Below are 19,123 nucleotides of genomic sequence, written 5' to 3' on the forward strand. Positions count from 1 at the left end.
TCTGCCACCATAGAACTCAATCTTCTTCGCCAGCCACGATGCCTCCCATGTCCGACATGCCCCACGTTTTCGACGCCAAGACCGAGACCTTCGAAGCGGAAGTGCTGCAGAAATCGCTGCAGACCCCCGTGCTGGTGGACTTCTGGGCGCCCTGGTGCGGCCCGTGCAAGACCCTGAGCCCGATCCTGGAGAAGCTGGCCGCCGAGTACCACGGCGCGTTCGAGCTGGCCAAGGTCGATGTGGACCAGGAGCAGCAGATCGCCGCCGCGTTCCAGATCCGCTCGGTGCCGACCGTGTTCCTGGTCAAGGACGGGCAACTGGTCGACGGCTTCCCCGGCGCCATGCCCGAAGGCCAGTTGCGCGAGTTCCTGACCCAGCACGGCATCGCGCCGCTGCCGGCGCCGGCCGAGGTCCAGGACGACGCGCCCCCAGCGCCGCTGGACCCGCACGCCGAGGTGCTGCGCCTGCGCGACGCGGTGGCCGCCGAGCCGGACAAGGACGAACTGAAGCTGGACCTGGCGCTGGCGCTGGTGAAGACCGGTGCGGCCAGCGAAGCCGAGGCGCTGATCGACGCGCTGCCGGCCAACCTGGCCACCGACGAGCGCGCGGTGCGCGCGCGGGCGCGGCTGGGCTTCGTCAGCGCGTTGCAGTCGGCGCCGCCGCTGGAATCGCTGCAGGCGGCGATCGCGCAGGACCCGGCCGATCTGAAGTCGCGCTACCTACTCGGCGTGCAGCGTCTGGTTGGCGGCGAGGACGAAGCGGCGCTGGAGCAGTTCCTGGAGATGCTGCGCCAGGACCGCAGCTTCGAGGACGGCCTGCCCAAGAAGTCGCTGATCGACGCGTTCCGGGTGATCGAGGACGAGGACCTGGTCGGCCGCTACCGGCGCAAGATGTCGGCGTTGCTGTTCTGAAGCCACACTCGGAAGGAGGTAGCCGGCCGTGCCTGCGCAGGGCTGGCCGTTGCGTGACGTGGGACGCGGCGCAACGGCATTGTCCGCCGCCCAAGCCCACCATACCCATGCGAATGGTAAGCTCGCCCTCCCCTAGCGCCGCTCACCGTTCGCCATGAAAGCCTCCCTGTTCCGCCTGGGCCTGAACCTGTGGCCGCCGTTCCTGTTCGCCGGCATCCATCTGGTGGAGCTGAGCCCGGACTACCGCTACGCACGGGTCGAGCTGCGCATGCGGCCATGGAACCGCAACTACGTCGGCACCCATTTCGGCGGCAGCCTGTTCGCGATGACCGATCCGTTCTGGATGCTGCTGGCGATGCAGAACCTGGGCAGCGCCTACTACGTCTGGGACAAGGCCGGCAGCATCGAGTTCGTGCGCCCGGGGCGCGGCACGGTGACCGCGCAGTTCCGCCTGGACGACGCACTGCTGGACGAAATGCGCACCGCCACCGCCGGCGGCGACAAATACCTGCGCTGGTTCGACAACGAGATCCTCGACGCGCAGGGCGAGGTGGTGGCGCGCACGCGCAAGCAGCTGTACGTCAAGCGCAAGCCGGCGCGGTAATGCACGCGGCGCGCATGTCGCCATTTTCAGTTTCTGTGCGGCAGCCTGCTGCCCGGCAACGGCAAGCGCAGCGCATCGCCTTCGCTGTGGGCGTACAGCGCCACCTGCACGCCCTGTCCGTCGGCTGTCGCCTGCAGCGGACGCTGCGCCCCGCGCAGATCGGGCGGTAGCGCTGCCAAGCGCTGCGACAGCGGCTGGACGCCGGGATGCGCACGCAGCCACAGCAACGCCGAGGTCAGCCGCATCGCCGCAGCGGTATCCTGCAGCACCCGTTGCGCACCGCCGACGAAATTGGACGCCGGCAAGCTCACCAACGCGCATCCGAACTGATTGGCCAGGCAGGAGAACGGCGAGCCCACCGGTGCGGTCATCTGCGCCTGGGCCAGCCGCCGGTCCGCGCGCAGGCTCGCACGCACGTCTGCCGCGCACGTCCGGGTGTAGGCCGGCGCGACCAGCGCCTCGCTGCGCGCGCGGTCGAACAGCAGGGTCACTCCCAATGCTTCGTACCAGCGCTCATCCGGCGCAGCGCGCGTGCGGTCGAACGCGTCGAGCGACGCGAACAACGCGCGCGCCTCGCCACGCAACGGCCGGCATAGGCTGACCTCGTCGACCGACAGCGGCGCGAACGCCTGTGCGCACTGCGCCGGCAGCGCCTGCTGCGCGGGCAGCTCGGCGAGCATGGCGGCGAACAGGCGCGCATTGCCGCGCAACATCGCCGCCCCGATCGTCGTCGCCAGCATATTGTCGCCACTGCGCAGCAAGACCCGCGCCACACTGCCGTCGTTGCAGATTCCGGCCAGGGCCGGATCGGTCCGACCCTCGACGAAATCCAGAGCGCGGCGCATCGGCGGCGTCTGCAGCACCGAGAACGCAGGCAGTGCCCCTTCCTGGTGCACCGGGAAGGGCGTGCGATAGCCCGATGCCGCCGTCGGCACCGGCATGCGCGCCAGCAAGGCGTCCTGCGCGGCCAGCGCCTGCGCATAGTCCTGCCGCCGCGCACGCACCTTCGCCAGGCAATCGTCCTCGTCCCAATTGCAACGCGACACGCGCTCGGACGGCCAGTCCGGCGTGCGCGGATAATCGCTGGCCGCACTGCGCAACGGCTGCCCGGCCAGGCCCTGGCGGAACCTGCGCAGGTCTTCGTCGAGCACCGCCTGCCGCTGTGCCGGCGGAATGGCGTAAGGCAGCAGCCACAGGTCGACGAACAGGTTCGGCCCCTGCAGCGGCGGCGGCGCTTGCCGCAGTTGCGCCAACGCAGCGCGCTGCGCCGCCGGCACCGGCCACCACCGCGATGCCAGATACAGCGCCACGGCCAGCAGCAGCACCGCGCCGAGCCCGCCCCCGATCCACTTGCCGATCCTCGCCACGCCGCTTCCCTAATCGCACCTGCACGGAGTGCGCCATCTTAGCGGTCGGGCGCAGCGGCAGGCGCAGCGCGCCGCTACACTAGGCGGATGTCGCCCGATACCCCCGCTCCGCACCCCCGCCCGTCCCTGCAACGGCTGTTCTTCACCGGCCTGCTGACCCTGCTGCCGATCTGGCTGACCTGGGTCGTGGTCAAGTTCGTGTTCGTGCTGCTGTCGGGCATCAGCAGTCCGTGGGTGGTGCCGCTGTCGGCGCGCATCGCGGCCTCGTTCCCGCGCGAAATGGGCTGGGCCACCGCGCTGTGGGTGCAGAACACCATCGCGCTGATCGCCACCCTGGCGGTGATCCTGCTGGTCGGCATCCTCAGTCGGCGGGTGATCGGGCAGCGCCTGCTGCGCTGGTTCGAGGCGGTCATGCGCCGCATTCCGCTGGCCAGCGTGGTCTACGACAGCGCGCGCAAGCTGCTGGACATCCTGCAGACCCAGCCCGGCAGCACCCAGCGCGTGGTGCTGATCGACTTCCCGCATCGCGACATGAAGTCGGTGGGCCTGGTGACCCGGGTGATCAAGGAACAGGGCACCGGCCGCGAGTTGGCCGCGGTGTACGTGCCGACCACGCCGAACCCGACCTCCGGTTACCTGGAGATCGTGCCGGTGGAGCTGCTGACCCCCACCGACTGGAGCGTGGACCAGGCGATGAGCTTCATCATCTCCGGCGGCGCGGTGGCGCCGGACAGCGTGCCGTTCACCCGCACCATGGACCGCTGAGGAAAGGCGAATGCGCAACGGCACGCTCGACGATCGCGCCGTCCGCCTGTTCATCGGCCTGGCCGCGTTCTTCTGCGTCAACGCGGCGCTGGCCGAATTCATCGGGGTCAAGATCTTCGCCCTGGAAGACACCCTGGGCATCGCGCCGCTGAACTGGAACCTGTTCGGCCAGACCGGCTCGATGAACTTCACCGCCGGCACCTTGCTGTGGCCGCTGGTGTTCATCCTCACCGACACCATCAACGAATTCTTCGGCCGCCGCGGGGTGCGCTTCATCTCCTGGCTGGCGGTGGCGCTGATCGGCTACGGCTTTTTGTTCGCGTTCGCGGCGATCGCGCTGGCGCCGGCCGGGTTCTGGGTCGGCGCGGCGCAGAACCAGGGGGTGCCGGACTACCAGGCCGCGTTCGCGGCGGTGTTCGGCCAGGGCCTGTGGACCATCGCCGGCTCGCTGGTCGCGTTCCTGGCCGGGCAGCTGATCGACGTGGCGGTGTTCCACCGCATCCGCAACGTCACCGGCGAAAAACACGTGTGGCTGCGCGCCACCGGCTCCACCGCGGTGTCGCAGCTGATCGACAGCTTCGTGGTCATCTACATCGCCTTCGTGCTCGGCCCGCAGCACTGGTCGATCCCGCTGTTCCTGGCGGTGAGCACGCTCAACTACATCTGCAAGATGCTGCTGGCGGTGCTGCTGATCCCGCTGCTGTACCTGATGCGGCGGCTGATCACCGACTACCTGAGTCCCGAGCGCGCCGAGCAGCTGCGCGAGGAAGCCGCGGCCGACTGAGTGCGCGGATCGGCCGCGCCGATGCGGCCACGCGCGGATCCGCGCGCCCGGATGGATGCCGCATTCGCACGGCGGGCACGCCGCCGGTGCGCCCACCTTCTCGCCCATGCAAGGCCTGCGCAAACGCCAAGACAGCCGTCCGGCCTGAGTCGCGCGCGCCACGCGCACCCGCCGCCTCCGCCGCAAGGCCCACTGGCTAACCGGGTTTTTCCTGACCGTGCGCGCAGCGGTGGGTGGCCTCCACGGTGCGGATCGGGCAAGCTCCTGTGCTCGCTTGTCGTTGGAGCCCGTAATGCCGCCCAGCTTTCCCCGCCTGCTGTCGCTCGCCATCGCCGCCGTCCTGAGCCTGTCGCTGGCCGCACCGGCGGACGCGGCCAAGAAGAAGGCCGTCAAGAAACAGCAGACCGTGCAGACCCGCAGCAAGGCCAGGAAGGCGCGACCGGCGCAAGCGCCGGTGGTGTTGAGCAAAGCGCAGCAGCTCAACCGCCTGTACGACGACTACTGGGAAGCATCGCTGAAGCTCAATCCGCTGCAGGCCACGTTCCAGGGCGACAGCCGCTACAACGACCAGTTGCCCAATTTCCTTTCGCCAGCGTTCCGACAGCAGTCGCACGACTTCACCGTGCTGTGGCTGGGCAAGGCCGAGGCGATCGGCAAGGACGGGCTGAGCGGGCAGGACCTGCTCAGCTACGAGATCTTCGTCAGCGATGCGCGCACGGCGCTGGAAGCGGAGAAGTATCCGAGCTGGATGCAGCCGGTGAACCAGTTCTACAACGTCGGCAGCATCATGGTGATGCTCGGCTCGGGCACCGGCGCGCAGCCGTTCCACACGGTCAAGGACTACGACAACTGGTCGCGGCGCGCGCTCGGCATTCCTGCCCTGTTCGACCAGGCCATCGCCAACATGCGCGACGGCATGAAGGCCGGCGTGGTGCAGCCGCGCGCCCTGGTGGAAAAGGTGCTGCCGCAGCTGGACTCGATCATCAAGCCCAGCGCCGAGGAGAGCCTGTTCTGGGGTCCGGTGCGCAACCTGCCGGCGGACATGCCCGAGGCCGACAAGCAGCGCATCACCGCCGACTACAAACGCCTGATCGAGTACCGGATCATGCCGGCCTACCGTGAGCTGCGCGGCTTCATCGCCACCGAATACCTGCCGGCCACGCGCAACACCGCCGGCGTCGGCGCGCTGCCCGGCGGCGCGGATTGGTACGCGTACAACGTGCGCCAGAGCACCACCACCGACCTGAGTCCGGCGCAGATCCACCAGATCGGCCTGGACGAGGTCGCGCGCATCCAGGCGCATATCCAGGTGGTGATGAAGCAGGTGAAGTTCCGCGGCTCGATGCCGAAGTTCTTCAAGTTCATGCAGACCGACAAGCGCTTCAATTTCAAGAGCGAAGACGAGCTGCTGAGCTATTACCGCGGCCTGGAGTCGCGGGTGGACGCGGCGGTGCCGCGCCTGTTCGCGCTGAGGCCGAAGGCCGCGTTCGAGATCCGTCCGGTGGAGCCGTACCGCGCGCAGTCGGCGGCCAGCGGTTCGTACATGCGGCCCAGCGAAGACGGCTCGCGCCCCGGCATCTTCTACGTCAACACCTACGACCTGCCCAGCCGCAAGACCTGGGATGCGGAAGACCTGTACCTGCACGAGGCCATCCCCGGCCACCACTTCCAGCTCGGCCTGCAGCAGGAGCTGAGCAACCTGCCCAAGTTCCGTCGCTTCGGCGGCGAGACCGCCTACATCGAAGGCTGGGGCCTGTACACCGAATCGCTGGGCAAGGAACTGGGCCTGTACCAGGATCCGTACAACTACTTCGGCTACCTGCAGAACGAGTTGTGGCGGGCAATCCGCCTGGTGGTGGATACCGGCCTGCACAGCAAGGGCTGGACCCGCGAGCAGGTGATCGACTACATGCTCGAGAACTCGGCCACCAGCCGCACCGATGCCGAGGCGGAGACCGAGCGCTACATGGCCATCCCCGGGCAGGCGCTGTCCTACAAGATCGGCGAGATGAAGATCATGCAGCTGCGCGAATACGCACGCACCCAGCTCGGCGCCAAGTTCGACATCCGCGAATTCCACGCCGAAATCCTGAAGGACGGCTCGGTGCCGCTGGACGTGCTGCAGGAAAAGGTCGAGCGCTGGGTGGCGAGCAAGAAGGGTTGAGCGAGGCTGGTAGCTACTGTGGGAGGGGCTTCGGCCCCGTCCGGGTTCTATCGGTAGAGCGGTCGGGGCTGAAGCCCCTCCTACAGGGGATTCCCGGCGCATCGAGGCAGTCTGCATTGCTCCTGCAGAACCGACGCCGGCACAGCGACGCCGCGCTCGCCAGATCAACCGCCGTGCAACGCATTCGCGCGCAACCGCTGCGCCAGCTGCGCGATGGCGCGCGGCGTGGTGCGGCAGCAACCGCCGATCAGGCGGGCGCCGGCAGCGCGCCAGGCATCGGCATGACCGGCCAGACCGCAGGCATCGCCTCCGCGGTCATCCCAGCGCTTGCCCACGGCGTCGTAGCGCTCGCCGGAGTTCGGATACGCCACCAGCGGCAACCGGGTCAGCGTCGCCAGATGCTGCAGCGCCGGGGTGCACAACGCCGGCGCAACGCAGTTGACGCCGAGCGCGACCACCTGCGGATGGCCATCGAACAGCGACATCACCTCGCGCAGCGGCGTGCCGTCGCTGAGATGCATGGCATCGCGCAGGGTGAACGAAAACCACGCCGTGCTCTGCGGAAACTCCTGCAGCAACGCCAGCAGCGCGGCGATCTCTGCCAGCGACGGCTGCGTCTCGCAGGCCAGCAGGTCCACGCCGGCTTCGACCAGCGCGGCGATGCGCGGGCGGTGGAAGTCCAGCATCCGCGCCTGCGGCAGCGCGTAGTCGCCGCGGTATTCCGAGCCGTCGGCCAGATAGGCGCCATACGGTCCCACCGAGCCGGCAACAAGCAGTGGGCCGGCCTCGGGATGCGCGGCCAGATGGGCGTCGCGCGCCTGCAGCGCCAGCTGCGCGCTCAGCACGATCAGTTGCCGCGACTGCACCGGATCGATACCGCGCGCGGCGAATCCCAGCGGCGTGGCCTGATAGCTGGCGGTGATCGCGCATTGCGCGCCGGCTTGGAAATAGTCCAGGTGCACCTGGCGGATCAGTTGCGGCTGCTCGAGCAGCACCTTGGCCGACCACAGCGCATCGCCGAGATCGCAACCGCGCGCCTCCAGTTCGGTGGCCAGTGCGCCGTCGAGCACGATGCAGCGGTCGTCGGCCAGCAGCGCGGTCAATGGGTTGTGCGGCATGCTCGCGTCCTCGCGGGCGAAACGTGATGCCGCCATTGTGTCAGGCAGTGGCGGCTGCACGGAATGTGGGCGCTTGCGCGCATCGCTCGTTGCGCACATGCAGCGATGGCGCCACCGCCGCATGCGAACGCCGATCTTCACCAGGCATCGCCCAGACGCACACCTGACGCTGCGCTATGCTCGGCGCATGGCTGACACTCTTCCTTCCTTACCGGAGCAGCGCATGACGTTCACCGCGTTGACGCCGATGCTGCGCAGCACCGATCTCGTCGCGGCGCTGGCGTTCTACACCGACACGCTGGATTTCCGCATCGATGGCGGCGGTGCGGACGCCGGCTGGGCATCGCTGCGGCATGGGTCGCTGGCGCTGATGCTGGCCGCGCAACAAGCACCTACCGATGCAGCAGCTGCCGGTTTTCCCGGCTCGCTGTACTTCCGCACCGACGACGTCGACGCCTGGTGGCAGCGGCTGCAGCCGCGCGCGCGCATCGCCTATCCGATCGAGGACTTCGCCTACGGCATGCGCGAGTTCGCGATCCACGATCCGGACGGCCACCTGCTGCAGTTCGGTCAGGCGCTGTGCCGATGAGCCTGACCCTGCGCGGCGTGCACCACGTGGCGATCATCGCCGCCGACTACGCGCGCTCGAAGGATTTCTACTGCCGCATCCTCGGTCTGCGCGTAGTCGCCGAGGTCTACCGCGACGCGCGCGACTCCTGGAAGCTGGACCTGGCCCTGCCCGACGGCACCCAAATCGAACTGTTCTCCTTCCCCGCACCGCCGCCGCGGCCCAGCCGCCCGGAGGCCTGCGGCCTGCGCCACCTGGCGCTGCGCGTGGACGACCTGGACGCCGCCGTCGCCCACCTGCAGGCGCACGGCGTGGTCACCGAACCGATCCGCGTCGACGAGTACACCGGCCGCCGCTTCACTTTCTTCGCCGACCCCGACGACCTGCCGCTGGAGCTGTACGAGATCGCGTAAGCGACGCAAGCCCACGTCAATTCGACTGCGTACTCCTGTCGCGCTGCGTTCGCGTCGCACGCTACGCAAGCGACGCCCAGCGGCGCCGCGACCAAGCAGGAGCAACCCGGCTTCGACTGTCGGACCCTGAAGAGCGCCGGCGACTCGCTGAACCGCCCGCGGCCGGCGATTCCCAGCACCATACGCTTGGGTATACAGTCGGCCCCAGGTCGGCAATGCGCCGGCCGCTTCGCACACACCCTGGGAGGGGACACATGCGCACCACCTTCAAGACCCTGCTGCTGGCCCTGCCGTTGAGCGTGGCCGCGTTCGTCGCGCAGGCCGCCGACACCTCGCCGGTCGGCCGCTGGCAGACCATCGACGACGAAACCGGCAAGCCCAAGTCCATCGTGCAGATCGAGCAGGCCGGCAACGGCACGCTGAGCGGCAAGGTCGTCGAGATCCTGCAGTCCAACCACGGCCCGAACCCGCTGTGCGACAAGTGCGACGGTGCGCAGAAGGGCAAGCCGATCAAGGGCATGACCATCTTGTGGGGGCTGAAGCCGGACGGCACCGCGGTATGGAGCGGCGGTTCGGTGCTGGACCCGGCCAAGGGCAAGACCTACAAGGCCAAGGTCACCCTCACCGACGGCGGCAAGAAGCTGCAGATGCGCGGCTACATCGGCATCGAGGCGCTGGGGCGGACGCAGACCTGGATCAGGGAGTGAAGTGCCGGGATTCGGCATTCGGGATTCGGGATTGGTAAAAACGGGGCGCCTTCGGGCGCCCTTGTTTTTTTCAGGCAACCACTACGCACCTGCAGGTGGCGGGATACCTCCAATCCCGAATCCCCAATCCCCAATCCCGGCTTTCCAGACTAATGCGATAATCGCGATCCCCCAGGATCGCCGTTCGCCATGACCCGCACCGCTCTCGTCACCACCGCCCTGCCCTATGCCAATGGTCCGCTGCACCTGGGCCATCTGGTCGGCTATATCCAGGCCGACATCTGGGTGCGCGCGCGGCGGCTGCGCGGCGACCGCACCTGGTTCGTCTGCGCCGACGACACCCACGGCACGCCGATCATGCTCGCCGCGGAGAAGGCCGGGGTCACCCCGGAGAACTTCATCGCCAACATCCAGGCCAGCCACGAGCGCGACTTCGCCGCGTTCGGCGTGGCCTTCGACCATTACGACTCGACCAACTCGGCCGCCAACCGCGCGCTGACCGAGGCGTTCTACGCCAAGCTCGAGGCTGGCGGCCACATCGCGCGGCGCTCGGTGGCGCAGTTCTACGATCCGGCCAAGGGCATGTTCCTGCCCGACCGCTACATCAAGGGCATCTGCCCCAACTGCGGCAGCGCCGACCAGTACGGCGACAACTGCGAGGTCTGCGGCGCCACCTATGCGCCGACCGAGCTGAAGGAGCCCAAGTCGGTGATCTCCGGCGCCACCCCGGAACTGCGCGACTCCGAGCACTTCTTCTTCGAGGTCGGCCGCTTCGACGGCTTCCTGCGCGAATGGCTGGCCGGCGACGTGGCCCTGCCCGGGGTCAAGGCCAAGCTGATGGAGTGGCTGGACAGCGAGGGCGGGCTGCGCGCCTGGGACATCTCGCGCGACGCGCCGTATTTCGGCTTCGAGATCCCCGGCCAGCCGGGCAAGTATTTCTACGTGTGGCTGGACGCGCCGATCGGCTATCTGAGCAGCTTCCAGACCCTGTGCGCGAGCCTGGGCGAAGCGTTCGAACCGCACCTGGCCGCCGGCACCACCACCGAACTGCACCATTTCATCGGCAAGGACATCGTCAACTTCCATGGCCTGTTCTGGCCGGCGGTGCTGCACGGCACCGGCCATCGCGCGCCGACCCGGCTGCACGTCAACGGCTACCTGATGGTGGACGGCGCGAAGATGTCCAAGTCGCGCGGCACCTTCGTGATGGCGCGCACCTACCTGGACGTGGGCCTGGAGCCGGAGGCGCTGCGCTACTACTTCGCCGCCAAGTCCTCCGGCGGCGTGGACGATCTGGATCTGAACCTGGGCGACTTCGTGGCGCGGGTCAATGCCGACCTGGTCGGCAAGTTCGTCAACCTGGCCAGCCGCTGCGCCGGCTTCATCGACAAGCGCTTCGGAGGCCAACTGGCCGACGCGCTGCCGGACCCGGCGCAGTACGCGCGCTTCGTCGCCGCCCTGGAGCCGATCCGCGACGCGTACGAGCGCAACGACGCGGCCAGCGCGCTCCGCCAGACCATGGCCCTGGCCGACGAGGCCAACAAGTACATCGACGAACACAAGCCGTGGGTGATCGCCAAGCAGGACGGTGCCGACGCGCAGTTGCAGGCGGTCTGCACCCAGGGCCTGAACCTGTTCCGGGTGCTGGCCGGCGCGCTGAAGCCGGTGCTGCCGCGCACCAGCGCCGAAGCCGAAGCATTCCTGTCCGCGCCGCTCAGCGCCTGGGAAGACCTCAACGCGCCGCTGCTGGCGCACGTCATCCAGCCCTACGCCCCACTGTTCACCCGAATCGACCCCAAACTGATCGACGCCATGACCGAAGCCTCCAAGGACACCCTCGCCCCCGCGCCCGCCGCCGCCAAGCCGGCGCCGGCCAAGACCGAAGCGAAAGCCGCCGCGAATCCCGAATCCCCACTCCCGAATCCCGGCCTCATCGGCATCGACGATTTCGCCAAGCTCGACCTGCGCATCGGCAAGGTGCTGGTGTGCGAATTCGTCGAGGGTTCGGACAAGCTGCTGCGCTTCGAACTGGACGCCGGCGAACTGGGCAAGCGGCAGATCTTCTCCGGCATCCGCGGCAGCTACGCCGAGCCGGAAAAGCTGGTCGGCCGCAGCGTGGTGTTCATCGCCAACCTGGCCCCGCGCAAGATGCGCTTCGGCCTGAGCGAAGGCATGATCCTGTCGGCCGGCTTCGACGGCGGCGCGCTGGCGCTGCTCGACGCCGACAGCGGCGCGCAGCCGGGGATGCCGGTGCGTTGAAGGCTGGGATTCGGGATTGGGGATTCGGGATTCGTTGAAGCGGGTCCCTTGCTCGATCCGCTTCATGACCTGCCTTTGCGAATCCCCAATCTCCAATGCCCAATCCCGGCTCCCTGGCCCTGTTCGACTTCGACCACACGGTCACCACCACCGATACCTATTCGCGGTTCCTGCGCCGCGTCGCCACGCCGCGGCAGCTGGCGCGGGCGAAGTGGTCGGTGGGGCCGTGGTTGGCCGGGTATCGGCTGGGCCTGGTGTCGGCGCAGGCGATACGCAGGCGGGTCACGCGGATCGTGTTCGCTGGCCGGACCGCAGAGGAGATCGCCGCGCACGCCCGGGCGTATGCGCGCGAGGTGCTGCCGACGCTGCTGCGGCCGGAGATGATGCAGCGCATCGCCTGGCATCAGGCGCAGGGCGACAGCGTGGTGCTGGTATCCGGGTCGCTGGACCTGTACCTGCAGCCCTGGTGCCAGCAGCACGGGCTTGAGCTGATCTGCAACCGCCTGGAAGCGCGCGACGGCCGGCTGACCGGGCACTATGCCGATGGCGATTGCGGGCCGCACAAAGCGCGGCTGATCCGCGCGCGCTACGATGTGGCCGCCTATCCGCGCGTCTACGCCTACGGCGACAGCCGCGAAGACCGGCCGATGCTGGCGCTGGCCCACGAGCGCTGGTACGGCGGACGCCGCATCGCCTGACCCTCGCCCTGCAGCGCGCCGCATCCGACGCGCCGAATCCGCCATGAAGCCCGACCAAGACCAGCTGCTGGAACGCCTCGATCGCCTGCTGCCGCAGACCCAATGCGGCCAATGCGGCTTCGATGGCTGCCGCCCGTACGCCGAGGCGATGGCGCGCGGTGCGGCGCAGGTGGACCGCTGCCCGCCCGGTGGCGATGCCGGCGCGCGGGCGCTGGCGCGCGTGCTCGGCAGCGGACCACTGCCCTACGACCGCAGCCGCGGCACGCACAAGCAGCCGCAGGTGGCGTGGGTGATCGAGGCCGACTGCATCGGCTGCACCAAGTGCATCCAGGCCTGCCCGGTGGACGCCATCGTCGGCGGCGCCAAGCACATGCACACGGTGCTGGCGCCGCTGTGCACTGGCTGCGAACTGTGCGTGCCGGCCTGCCCGGTGGACTGCATCGAGCTGCGCCCGGTCTAGCTGCACGCTCCGCCCTCGCGCAGGTCGGGCCGCGCTTGGCTTGCGCGTGCATGGTGCAAGCAAGTGGAATGATGAACACCTGTCCACACCCGCAAGAGGCCGCAGCACCGCGCGGGTGCGGGAGCGTTCCTGCGTTGGATTTGCCGGGACAGTCACCGCCCCACGCCGCGTGACATGACGCGGCCTACCCGGAAGGGATGACCCCGCTGGTATCCAGCATCGGCCGGGCCGTCAGCGCATCCGGATCGGCGCCGGCTGCGTATTGACAGCTGTCACCGTCTCACGGAAGCGCCACGCATGCACATGCCGATCGCCACGTCTCCCCTCGTCCGCGCGCGCCTGCCGCTGGCCGCCGCTGCATGCCTGGCCGCGCTGGGCGTTGCCGCCCCGGCGCGGGCGATGCTGCACTACGACGGTCTGGCCTATGCGCCGAACGGTCAGCAACTGCTGTACCGCGAGAGCCACTGGGTGCGCGACGACGGCGCGCGGCTGGTGCTGTACCGCTGCGCCGACGGCACGCCGTTCGCGCGCAAGCGCATCGCCGACGGCAGCATCGCCCCGGATTTCGAACTGGTCGACGCGCGCAGCGGCTACCGCGAAGGCGTGCGCCGTGCCGGCAGTGGCCGGGTGATGTTCAGCCAGCGCGACGGCGAGCCGGAGCGCAGCGCGCCGTTGCCGGCGACGGCGGCGCCGCAGGTGATCGATGCCGGGTTCGATGCCTTCCTGCGCCTGCATTGGGACGCGTTGAGCAAGGGCACGCCGCAACGCGTCGCCTTCGTGTTGCCCAGCGCCTTACGCACGCTGGAGTTCCAGATCAAGCCCGCGGCGGCCGACGCCGGCGTGCAGCGCTACACCCTGTCGGTGGACGCCTGGTACGGCGGCGTGCTGCCGAATATCACGGTCGCCTACGCGCACGACGATCGCCGTCTGCTCGAGTTCCGCGGCATCGGCAACGTCCGCGACGCGCGCGGCCGCTATGCGCAGGTGCGTATCGATTTTCCCGAGCGGCTGCGCGGCCAGGCCGACGACGCCGCATGGAACCAGGCGCTGCAGCAACCGCTGGTCGCGCAATGCGGCGCGCGCTGAAGCGCGTCGGCGCCGTCTTCACGCCCGCGTCCCTCGCGGACGCTACACCCATGCAACCGCATCGCCCCTCTCCCGACAAGGAATATCCATGGCCAAGGCCTATCTGTGGTTCAACGCTGCGCTGTACGCGATCCTGGCGCTGTGGTGCACGCTCCTGCCGGCGCAGACCGCCGCCGCGGTCGGCTACATCGGCCTGGACCGCTCCGGGCAGTCCGAATACCTGGTCATCTACGGCGGCCTGCAATTGGGCATGGCGTTCCTGTTCGGCTATTTCGCCCGTAGCGGGCAGATCCGTACCGGGCTGCTGCTGGCGCTCGCCTTCTACGTCCCGATCGTGCTCTACCGCAGCGCCAGCCTGCTGCGGCTGTGGCCGGTCGGACCGACCACCACCGGCCTGGCCGTATTCGAAATCGCGCTGCTGCTCGCCGCGCTCGCGCTGTGGCGCGGGCAGCGTCGTTGAGCGACGCGCGCGCCGAAAGCCTGTAGCATCGCTGCCACCTTCGCCACCGCTCCCCGGCATGACCGAGACGCCCGATCACGACGAAGCAGGCCAATTGCTGGTCGCCACTGCGGCCGGCGACAGCGCCGCGTTCGAACGCCTGTACCGCAGCACCTCGCCGCGCCTGTTCGGCGTGTGCCTGCGCATCGTGCCGCAGCGCGGCGAAGCCGAAGACGTGCTGCAGGAAGTGTTCACTTCGGTCTGGCGCAAGGCCGCGCAGTTCGATCCGCAGCGCGCGCGCGGCCTGACCTGGCTGACCATGATCGCGCGCAACAAGGCCATCGATTACCTGCGCGCGCGTGCGCCGGCGCGGCAATCGGTGGCGCTCGACGACGCTGGCGAACTGCACGACGACGGCCGCGATCCGCTGGCCGAGACCGAATGGCGCGTCGCCGGGCGGCGCCTGGACGTGTGCATGGGCGAACTGGAACCGCCGCGCGGCGACCTGATCCGCACCGCGTTCTTCGAGGGCATCACCTACGAGGAACTCGCCAACCGCAGCGGAACGCCGCTGGGCACGGTCAAGAGCTGGATCCGGCGCGGCCTGGCCAAGCTGAAGGCGTGCCTGGAACGATGAACGCATCCGTGCCCGATCCGCAGGAAACCCTGCCGCCGCGCGACGTGCTGGCCGGCGAATACGTGCTGGGCGTGCTCGATGCGCCCGAACGCCGCGCCGCCGAACAACGCATCGACGCCGACGCCGAGTTCGCCGCGGCGGTGACGCAATGGCAGCAACACCTGATGCCGCTGGCCGACGAGATCGCGCCGGTCGCGGTGCCGGAACGCGTGTGGGTGCGCATCCGCGCATCGCTCGGCCTGGATGCGCCGTCGCCGCGCGCGCCGACGGCATCGCCTGGCTTCTGGGAAAGCGTGCGCACCTGGCGTTGGCTGAGCGCCGGCGGCTTCGCCACCGCAGCGGCCTGCATGCTCACGCTGATGGTCGCGCGTCAGCCGCTGCCGCCGCAAACGCCCACGCCGCCGGTCGCGACAACGCCGGCCGAGACCGGCATCGCGATGACCTCGACGCTGATGCAGGACGACGGCAAGCCTGGCTACGTGGTGCTGATGGACGCCGACAAGAAGCGCATCACCCTGACCCCGCTGGCCGGCAGCCGCGACTCCGCGCGCGTGCCGGAGCTGTGGCTGATCCCGGCCGACGGCAAGGCGCGTTCGATGGGCGTGTTCGATGACGCGCAGGCGCGCGCGGCGCGCATTCCCGACGCGCTGATGCCGTTGCTCAGCGACGGCGCCTTGCTGGCGGTGACGATGGAACCCCCCGGCGGCGCGCCCGGCGGCGTCGCCACCGGCCCGGTCGTGGCCAAGGGCGGCATCAGCACGCTGCGCCTGGCGCCGTAGGCAACAGCCGCGCCCTGCATCCCTTCCTCCTCCGGGGGAAGGTGCCCCGAAGGGGCGGATGAGGGTACGTGCGAAGCCTCACAGATCCAGATGCGCCAGCCTATTCGTGCCGACGCACCCTCACCCCAACCCCTCTCCCGATGGGAGAGGGGCTAACGCGGCCTGCGCTTTCAGTGCGCCACGCTTGACGCCGTAGAAAAAACAACACGGCATCGAGACTACGCGCCATGCTCCCTTCTCCCATCGGGAGAAGGTGCCCCGAAGGGGCGGATGAGGGTACGGGCGAAGCCACGCAAATCCAGGTGCGCCAGCCTGTCCGTGCCGATGTACCCTCACCCCACCCCCTCTCCCGGTGGGAGGGGGCTAATGCATCTCGTAGACAACGCAGCGCAGACTAAGCGCCTCCCTTCTCCCTCCGGGAGAAGGTGCCCCGAAGGGGCGGATGAGGGTACGGGCGAAGCCACGCAAATCCAGGCACGCCAGCCTATCCGTGCCGACGCACCCTCACCCCAACCCCTCTCCCGATGGGAGAGGGGCTACTGCAGCTCGTAGACAACGCAGCGCAGACCATGCGCCTCCCTTCTCCCCCCGGGAGAAGGTGCCCCGAAGGGGCGGATGAGGGTACGGGCGAAGCCTCGCAAATCCAGGCACGCCAAGCCTGTCCGTGCCGGCGTACCCTCACACAACCCCTCTCCCGGTGGGAGAGGGGCTTGAGCGATGTGCATCGATGACGCCCTCGGCTCTCGCGCTGCACGTGATCACCAAAAGCACCACAAACCCGCACATTCACCCGGCCACCACTCGCGCGCAGGCAGCATCGCCGCAGCCGTCGCGCATGCGCCGGGCAGCCTGATCCTCCGACGATTCCGATCTGCGTGGACGCCGCTTCGAGCGGCGACCGCATGCGCTGCCGTGGCCGACCATCCACGTCAGCCGCATTGCGCACAGACGCCGCGACGCGAGTGCATCCGTCTTCCGGCTTTGTCCGTATCGCTATCCGAATCCCCACGAGATGCGCTTGTGCCAAGCCCCGTTCCGGACCATTCCCGTGAACCCACCGCCACACCCGCCGAGGCGCCCGCGCGCCGCGGTGGCGTGGCGCGCACGTTACGGCGCTGGTTCGACACCGGCGCGGAGATCGAACTGGACGAGGCCCGCGCCGATCGCATCGACTGGCTGCGCGCCGCGCCCTATGTCGGCCTGCACCTGGCCTGCCTGGGCGTGTTCTGGGTCGGTGCATCGTGGTTCGCGGTGGGCATGGCGGTGGCGATGTACGCGGTGCGCATGTTCGCGCTCACCGGTTTCTACCACCGCTACTTCGCGCACCGCGCGTTCAAGACTTCGCGCGTGGTGCAGTTCCTGTTCGCCGCGCTCGGCGCTACCTGCGTGCAGCGCGGGCCGCTGTGGTGGGCCGCGCACCACCGCAACCACCACCGCCATACCGATACTCCGGCCGATCCGCATTCGCCGCGCCAGCATGGTTTCTGGTGGAGCCACAGCGGCTGGTTCCTGACCCCGCGCGGCTTCCGTACCGACTGGGAAGCGATCCCGGATCTGCGCCGCTTCCCGGAGCTGCGCTTCCTCGACCGCTTCGATCTGCTGCTGCCGGTGTTGCTGGCGCTGGCGCTGTTCCTGCTCGGAGGCTGGCTGCAACGCCACCATCCGCAGCTCGGCACCGACGGGCCGCAGCTGCTGGTGTGGGGTTTCTTCGTCTCCACCGTTGCGCTATTCCATGCCACCTTCACCATCAACTCGCTGGCGCATCGCTTCGGCAGCCGCCGTTTCGCCACCCGCGACGACAGCCGCAACAACGCCTGGCTGGCGCTGCTGACCTTCGGCGAAGGCTGGCACAACAACCACCACTTCTTCCCGGGCGCGGCGCGGCAGGGCTTCCGCTGGTGGGAAATCGACCTGACGTGGTATGGCCTGAAGGCGCTGTCGTGGACCGGCCTGATCCGCCAGCTGCGGCCGGTACCGGCAGGGCTGGTGCGGGCGCAGGCGCGCGCACGATGAGCCGCATCGCGGTAGTGGGCTCGGGCATCGCCGGGCTGGGCTCGGCATGGCTGCTGTCGCAACGGCACGACGTCACCCTGTACGAAGCCGCCAATTACCTGGGCGGGCACACCCATACCCATGCGATCGAACTGGATGGTGTGGAGTACGCGGTGGACAGCGGCTTCATCGTGTTCAACCCGCAGCACTATCCGCTGCTGAGCAAACTGTTCGCGCAGCTCGGCGTGGCCGCGCAGCCGACCACGATGAGTTTTTCGGTGCACGAGGCGCGCAGCGGCCTGGAATACAACGCCGGCAGTCTCGGCGGCCTGTTCTGCCAACCCGGCAACCTGGCCAGCCCGCGCTTCTGGCGCATGCTGGGCGATCTGCGCCGTTTCTACCGGCAGGCGCCGCAGGTGCTGGCCGATGCAGCGCAGGCGCAGCTGACGCTGGGCGAATTCCTGCAGCGGCACCAGTATTCGGACGTGTTCCGCGACGCGCATCTGGTGCCGATGGCGTCGGCGCTGTGGTCCTCGCCATCGCAGCAGATCCTGCAATTCCCGATGCGCCAGCTGATCGGCTTCATGGCCAACCATCACATGCTGCAGATCAGCGGGCGGCCGCAATGGCAGGTGGTCTGCGGCGGCTCCAACAGTTACGTGCGCGCGCTGCGCAGCAACTGGCGGGTGCACGAACGCATCGGCACGCCGGTGCGTTCGGTGCAGCGGCTATCGCAGGGCGTGTCGGTGCTGACCGATGCCGACTGCGACGCCGACGCCCAGCACTACGACCACGTGGTGCTGGCCTGCCACGCCGACGACGCCTTGCGCCTGCTCAACGACGCCAGCGTCGCCGAGCGCGAGATCCTCGGCGCGATCGCCTACCAGGACAACGACACCGTACTGCACACCGATGCGCGCGTGCTGCCGCGCAATCGCCGCGCCTGGGCCGCCTGGAACGCGCACGTGCCGGCCGATCCGGACGCGCCGTGCACGGTCAGCTACTGGATGAACGCGCTGCAGTCGATCGCCTCGCCGCAGCCGTTCATCGTCAGCCTCAACCGCAGCGACGACATCGACCCGGCCAAGGTGCTGCGGCGCATGCGCTACCGGCATCCGCTGCAAACGCACGCCGCGGTGGCCGCGCAGGCGCGCAAGAGCGAGATCCAGGGCCAGCGCGGCACCTGGTTCGCCGGCGCCGGCTGGGGCTTCGGCTTCCACGAGGACGGCCTGCGCAGCGCGGTCGACGTCGCTGCCGGACTGGGCGTGCCGTGGCCATGAATCTGCTGCGCAGCGCTAGCGTGTCCGCCCCGCCGGCTGGCGCCGTCTCGACAACGCCGGCGGCGGCGGGCACGACCACGCCGGGACTGCAC

The 19,123-nt window shown here is 69.0% G+C and carries 19 protein-coding genes; 17 read left to right on the forward strand and 2 right to left on the reverse strand.

Translation table 11 applies throughout. The features are described 5' to 3' along the window. Positions 1 to 47 precede the first annotated feature (47 nt). Positions 48 to 911, forward strand: a complete 864-nt coding sequence (gene trxA / locus HEP75_RS14180) for a thioredoxin (RefSeq protein ID WP_185820527.1) — start codon at positions 48 to 50, stop codon at positions 909 to 911. A 154-nt stretch (positions 912 to 1,065) separates the two neighbouring features. After that, complete coding sequence (locus HEP75_RS14185) at positions 1,066 to 1,515, forward strand: DUF4442 domain-containing protein (RefSeq protein ID WP_185823951.1); 450 nt, start codon at positions 1,066 to 1,068, stop codon at positions 1,513 to 1,515. Between the two features lie 26 nt (positions 1,516 to 1,541). Here HEP75_RS14185 and HEP75_RS14190 read toward each other — a convergent pair whose 3' ends face one another. Then, on the reverse strand, positions 1,542 to 2,882 hold the full coding sequence (locus HEP75_RS14190) for a hypothetical protein (RefSeq protein WP_185823952.1): 1,341 nt from the start codon (positions 2,880 to 2,882) through the stop codon (positions 1,542 to 1,544). 87 nt (positions 2,883 to 2,969) lie between these two features. Between HEP75_RS14190 and HEP75_RS14195 the strand changes: the two genes are divergently transcribed. The 3 genes from HEP75_RS14195 (at position 2,970) to HEP75_RS14205 (ending at position 6,595) form a co-directional block, all read left to right on the forward strand. Next, on the forward strand, positions 2,970 to 3,647 hold the full coding sequence (locus HEP75_RS14195; RefSeq protein WP_185813359.1) for a DUF502 domain-containing protein: 678 nt from the start codon (positions 2,970 to 2,972) through the stop codon (positions 3,645 to 3,647). 10 nt (positions 3,648 to 3,657) lie between these two features. After that, positions 3,658 to 4,431, forward strand: a complete 774-nt coding sequence (locus HEP75_RS14200; RefSeq protein ID WP_185813360.1) for a queuosine precursor transporter — start codon at positions 3,658 to 3,660, stop codon at positions 4,429 to 4,431. Between the two features lie 292 nt (positions 4,432 to 4,723). Further along, positions 4,724 to 6,595: a DUF885 family protein gene (locus HEP75_RS14205; protein ID WP_185823953.1), complete on the forward strand. Its 1,872-nt coding sequence runs from the start codon at positions 4,724 to 4,726 to the stop codon at positions 6,593 to 6,595. A 164-nt stretch (positions 6,596 to 6,759) separates the two neighbouring features. On the opposite strand, the gene mmuM is transcribed toward HEP75_RS14205, so the two are convergent. Beyond that, positions 6,760 to 7,713: a homocysteine S-methyltransferase gene (mmuM, locus tag HEP75_RS14210; RefSeq protein WP_185823954.1), complete on the reverse strand. Its 954-nt coding sequence runs from the start codon at positions 7,711 to 7,713 to the stop codon at positions 6,760 to 6,762. A gap of 223 nt (positions 7,714 to 7,936) precedes the next feature. Between mmuM and HEP75_RS14215 the strand changes: the two genes are divergently transcribed. From HEP75_RS14215 to HEP75_RS14270, 12 genes are all read left to right on the forward strand, one after another. Beyond that, a complete protein-coding gene (locus HEP75_RS14215) occupies positions 7,937 to 8,302 on the forward strand; it encodes a VOC family protein (RefSeq protein ID WP_185823955.1) in 366 nt (121 codons plus the stop codon). Beyond that, a complete protein-coding gene (locus HEP75_RS14220; protein WP_185823956.1) occupies positions 8,299 to 8,694 on the forward strand; it encodes a VOC family protein in 396 nt (131 codons plus the stop codon). Before HEP75_RS14215 ends, HEP75_RS14220 begins: the two co-directional genes overlap by 4 nt. Before the next feature lie 254 nt (positions 8,695 to 8,948). Next, positions 8,949 to 9,401 (forward strand): DUF2147 domain-containing protein, encoded by a 453-nt coding sequence (locus tag HEP75_RS14225; protein ID WP_185820534.1) that lies wholly within the window; start codon positions 8,949 to 8,951, stop codon positions 9,399 to 9,401. Between the two features lie 189 nt (positions 9,402 to 9,590). After that, the gene (gene metG / locus HEP75_RS14230) at positions 9,591 to 11,660 is read left to right on the forward strand and encodes a methionine--tRNA ligase (RefSeq protein ID WP_185823957.1); all 2,070 of its coding nucleotides are present in this window, start codon (positions 9,591 to 9,593) and stop codon (positions 11,658 to 11,660) included. 95 nt (positions 11,661 to 11,755) lie between these two features. Beyond that, positions 11,756 to 12,358, forward strand: a complete 603-nt coding sequence (locus HEP75_RS14235; protein WP_185823958.1) for an HAD family hydrolase — start codon at positions 11,756 to 11,758, stop codon at positions 12,356 to 12,358. Positions 12,359 to 12,401: 43 nt separating this feature from the next. Then, the gene (rnfB, locus tag HEP75_RS14240) at positions 12,402 to 12,818 is read left to right on the forward strand and encodes an Rnf electron transport complex subunit RnfB (RefSeq protein ID WP_185823959.1); all 417 of its coding nucleotides are present in this window, start codon (positions 12,402 to 12,404) and stop codon (positions 12,816 to 12,818) included. 297 nt (positions 12,819 to 13,115) lie between these two features. Next, positions 13,116 to 13,904, forward strand: a complete 789-nt coding sequence (locus HEP75_RS14245; protein WP_185823960.1) for a hypothetical protein — start codon at positions 13,116 to 13,118, stop codon at positions 13,902 to 13,904. 88 nt (positions 13,905 to 13,992) lie between these two features. Then, the gene (locus HEP75_RS14250) at positions 13,993 to 14,364 is read left to right on the forward strand and encodes a DUF4345 domain-containing protein (protein WP_185813371.1); all 372 of its coding nucleotides are present in this window, start codon (positions 13,993 to 13,995) and stop codon (positions 14,362 to 14,364) included. A gap of 58 nt (positions 14,365 to 14,422) precedes the next feature. Continuing rightward, positions 14,423 to 14,980: a sigma-70 family RNA polymerase sigma factor gene (locus HEP75_RS14255; protein ID WP_185823961.1), complete on the forward strand. Its 558-nt coding sequence runs from the start codon at positions 14,423 to 14,425 to the stop codon at positions 14,978 to 14,980. Continuing rightward, complete coding sequence (locus HEP75_RS14260; RefSeq protein ID WP_185823962.1) at positions 14,977 to 15,759, forward strand: anti-sigma factor; 783 nt, start codon at positions 14,977 to 14,979, stop codon at positions 15,757 to 15,759. Before HEP75_RS14255 ends, HEP75_RS14260 begins: the two co-directional genes overlap by 4 nt. 1,095 nt (positions 15,760 to 16,854) lie before the next feature. Further along, positions 16,855 to 17,772, forward strand: a complete 918-nt coding sequence (locus HEP75_RS14265; RefSeq protein WP_255424106.1) for an acyl-CoA desaturase — start codon at positions 16,855 to 16,857, stop codon at positions 17,770 to 17,772. Then, positions 17,769 to 19,031 (forward strand): FAD-dependent oxidoreductase, encoded by a 1,263-nt coding sequence (locus HEP75_RS14270; RefSeq protein ID WP_185823964.1) that lies wholly within the window; start codon positions 17,769 to 17,771, stop codon positions 19,029 to 19,031. Before HEP75_RS14265 ends, HEP75_RS14270 begins: the two co-directional genes overlap by 4 nt. Positions 19,032 to 19,123 lie beyond the last annotated feature (92 nt).

The organism is Xanthomonas sp. SI, from assembly GCF_014236855.1.
Taxonomy (GTDB): domain Bacteria; phylum Pseudomonadota; class Gammaproteobacteria; order Xanthomonadales; family Xanthomonadaceae; genus Xanthomonas_A.

What these genes read in the sequence shown, in the direction of transcription:
- HEP75_RS14270 (WP_185823964.1), top strand. Translation starts at nt 17,769, where the DNA reads ATGAGCCGCATCGCGGTAGTGGGCTCGGGCATCGCCGGGCTGGGCTCG.
- metG (WP_185823957.1), top strand. Translation starts at nt 9,591, where the DNA reads ATGACCCGCACCGCTCTCGTCACCACCGCCCTGCCCTATGCCAATGGT.
- HEP75_RS14245 (WP_185823960.1), top strand. Translation starts at nt 13,116, where the DNA reads ATGCACATGCCGATCGCCACGTCTCCCCTCGTCCGCGCGCGCCTGCCG.
- HEP75_RS14255 (WP_185823961.1), top strand. Translation starts at nt 14,423, where the DNA reads ATGACCGAGACGCCCGATCACGACGAAGCAGGCCAATTGCTGGTCGCC.
- mmuM (WP_185823954.1), bottom strand. Translation starts at nt 7,713, where the DNA reads ATGCCGCACAACCCATTGACCGCGCTGCTGGCCGACGACCGCTGCATC.
- HEP75_RS14250 (WP_185813371.1), top strand. Translation starts at nt 13,993, where the DNA reads ATGGCCAAGGCCTATCTGTGGTTCAACGCTGCGCTGTACGCGATCCTG.
- HEP75_RS14205 (WP_185823953.1), top strand. Translation starts at nt 4,724, where the DNA reads ATGCCGCCCAGCTTTCCCCGCCTGCTGTCGCTCGCCATCGCCGCCGTC.
- HEP75_RS14215 (WP_185823955.1), top strand. Translation starts at nt 7,937, where the DNA reads ATGACGTTCACCGCGTTGACGCCGATGCTGCGCAGCACCGATCTCGTC.
- HEP75_RS14185 (WP_185823951.1), top strand. Translation starts at nt 1,066, where the DNA reads ATGAAAGCCTCCCTGTTCCGCCTGGGCCTGAACCTGTGGCCGCCGTTC.
- trxA (WP_185820527.1), top strand. Translation starts at nt 48, where the DNA reads ATGTCCGACATGCCCCACGTTTTCGACGCCAAGACCGAGACCTTCGAA.
- HEP75_RS14195 (WP_185813359.1), top strand. Translation starts at nt 2,970, where the DNA reads ATGTCGCCCGATACCCCCGCTCCGCACCCCCGCCCGTCCCTGCAACGG.
- rnfB (WP_185823959.1), top strand. Translation starts at nt 12,402, where the DNA reads ATGAAGCCCGACCAAGACCAGCTGCTGGAACGCCTCGATCGCCTGCTG.
- HEP75_RS14200 (WP_185813360.1), top strand. Translation starts at nt 3,658, where the DNA reads ATGCGCAACGGCACGCTCGACGATCGCGCCGTCCGCCTGTTCATCGGC.
- HEP75_RS14235 (WP_185823958.1), top strand. Translation starts at nt 11,756, where the DNA reads ATGCCCAATCCCGGCTCCCTGGCCCTGTTCGACTTCGACCACACGGTC.
- HEP75_RS14220 (WP_185823956.1), top strand. Translation starts at nt 8,299, where the DNA reads ATGAGCCTGACCCTGCGCGGCGTGCACCACGTGGCGATCATCGCCGCC.
- HEP75_RS14260 (WP_185823962.1), top strand. Translation starts at nt 14,977, where the DNA reads ATGAACGCATCCGTGCCCGATCCGCAGGAAACCCTGCCGCCGCGCGAC.
- HEP75_RS14225 (WP_185820534.1), top strand. Translation starts at nt 8,949, where the DNA reads ATGCGCACCACCTTCAAGACCCTGCTGCTGGCCCTGCCGTTGAGCGTG.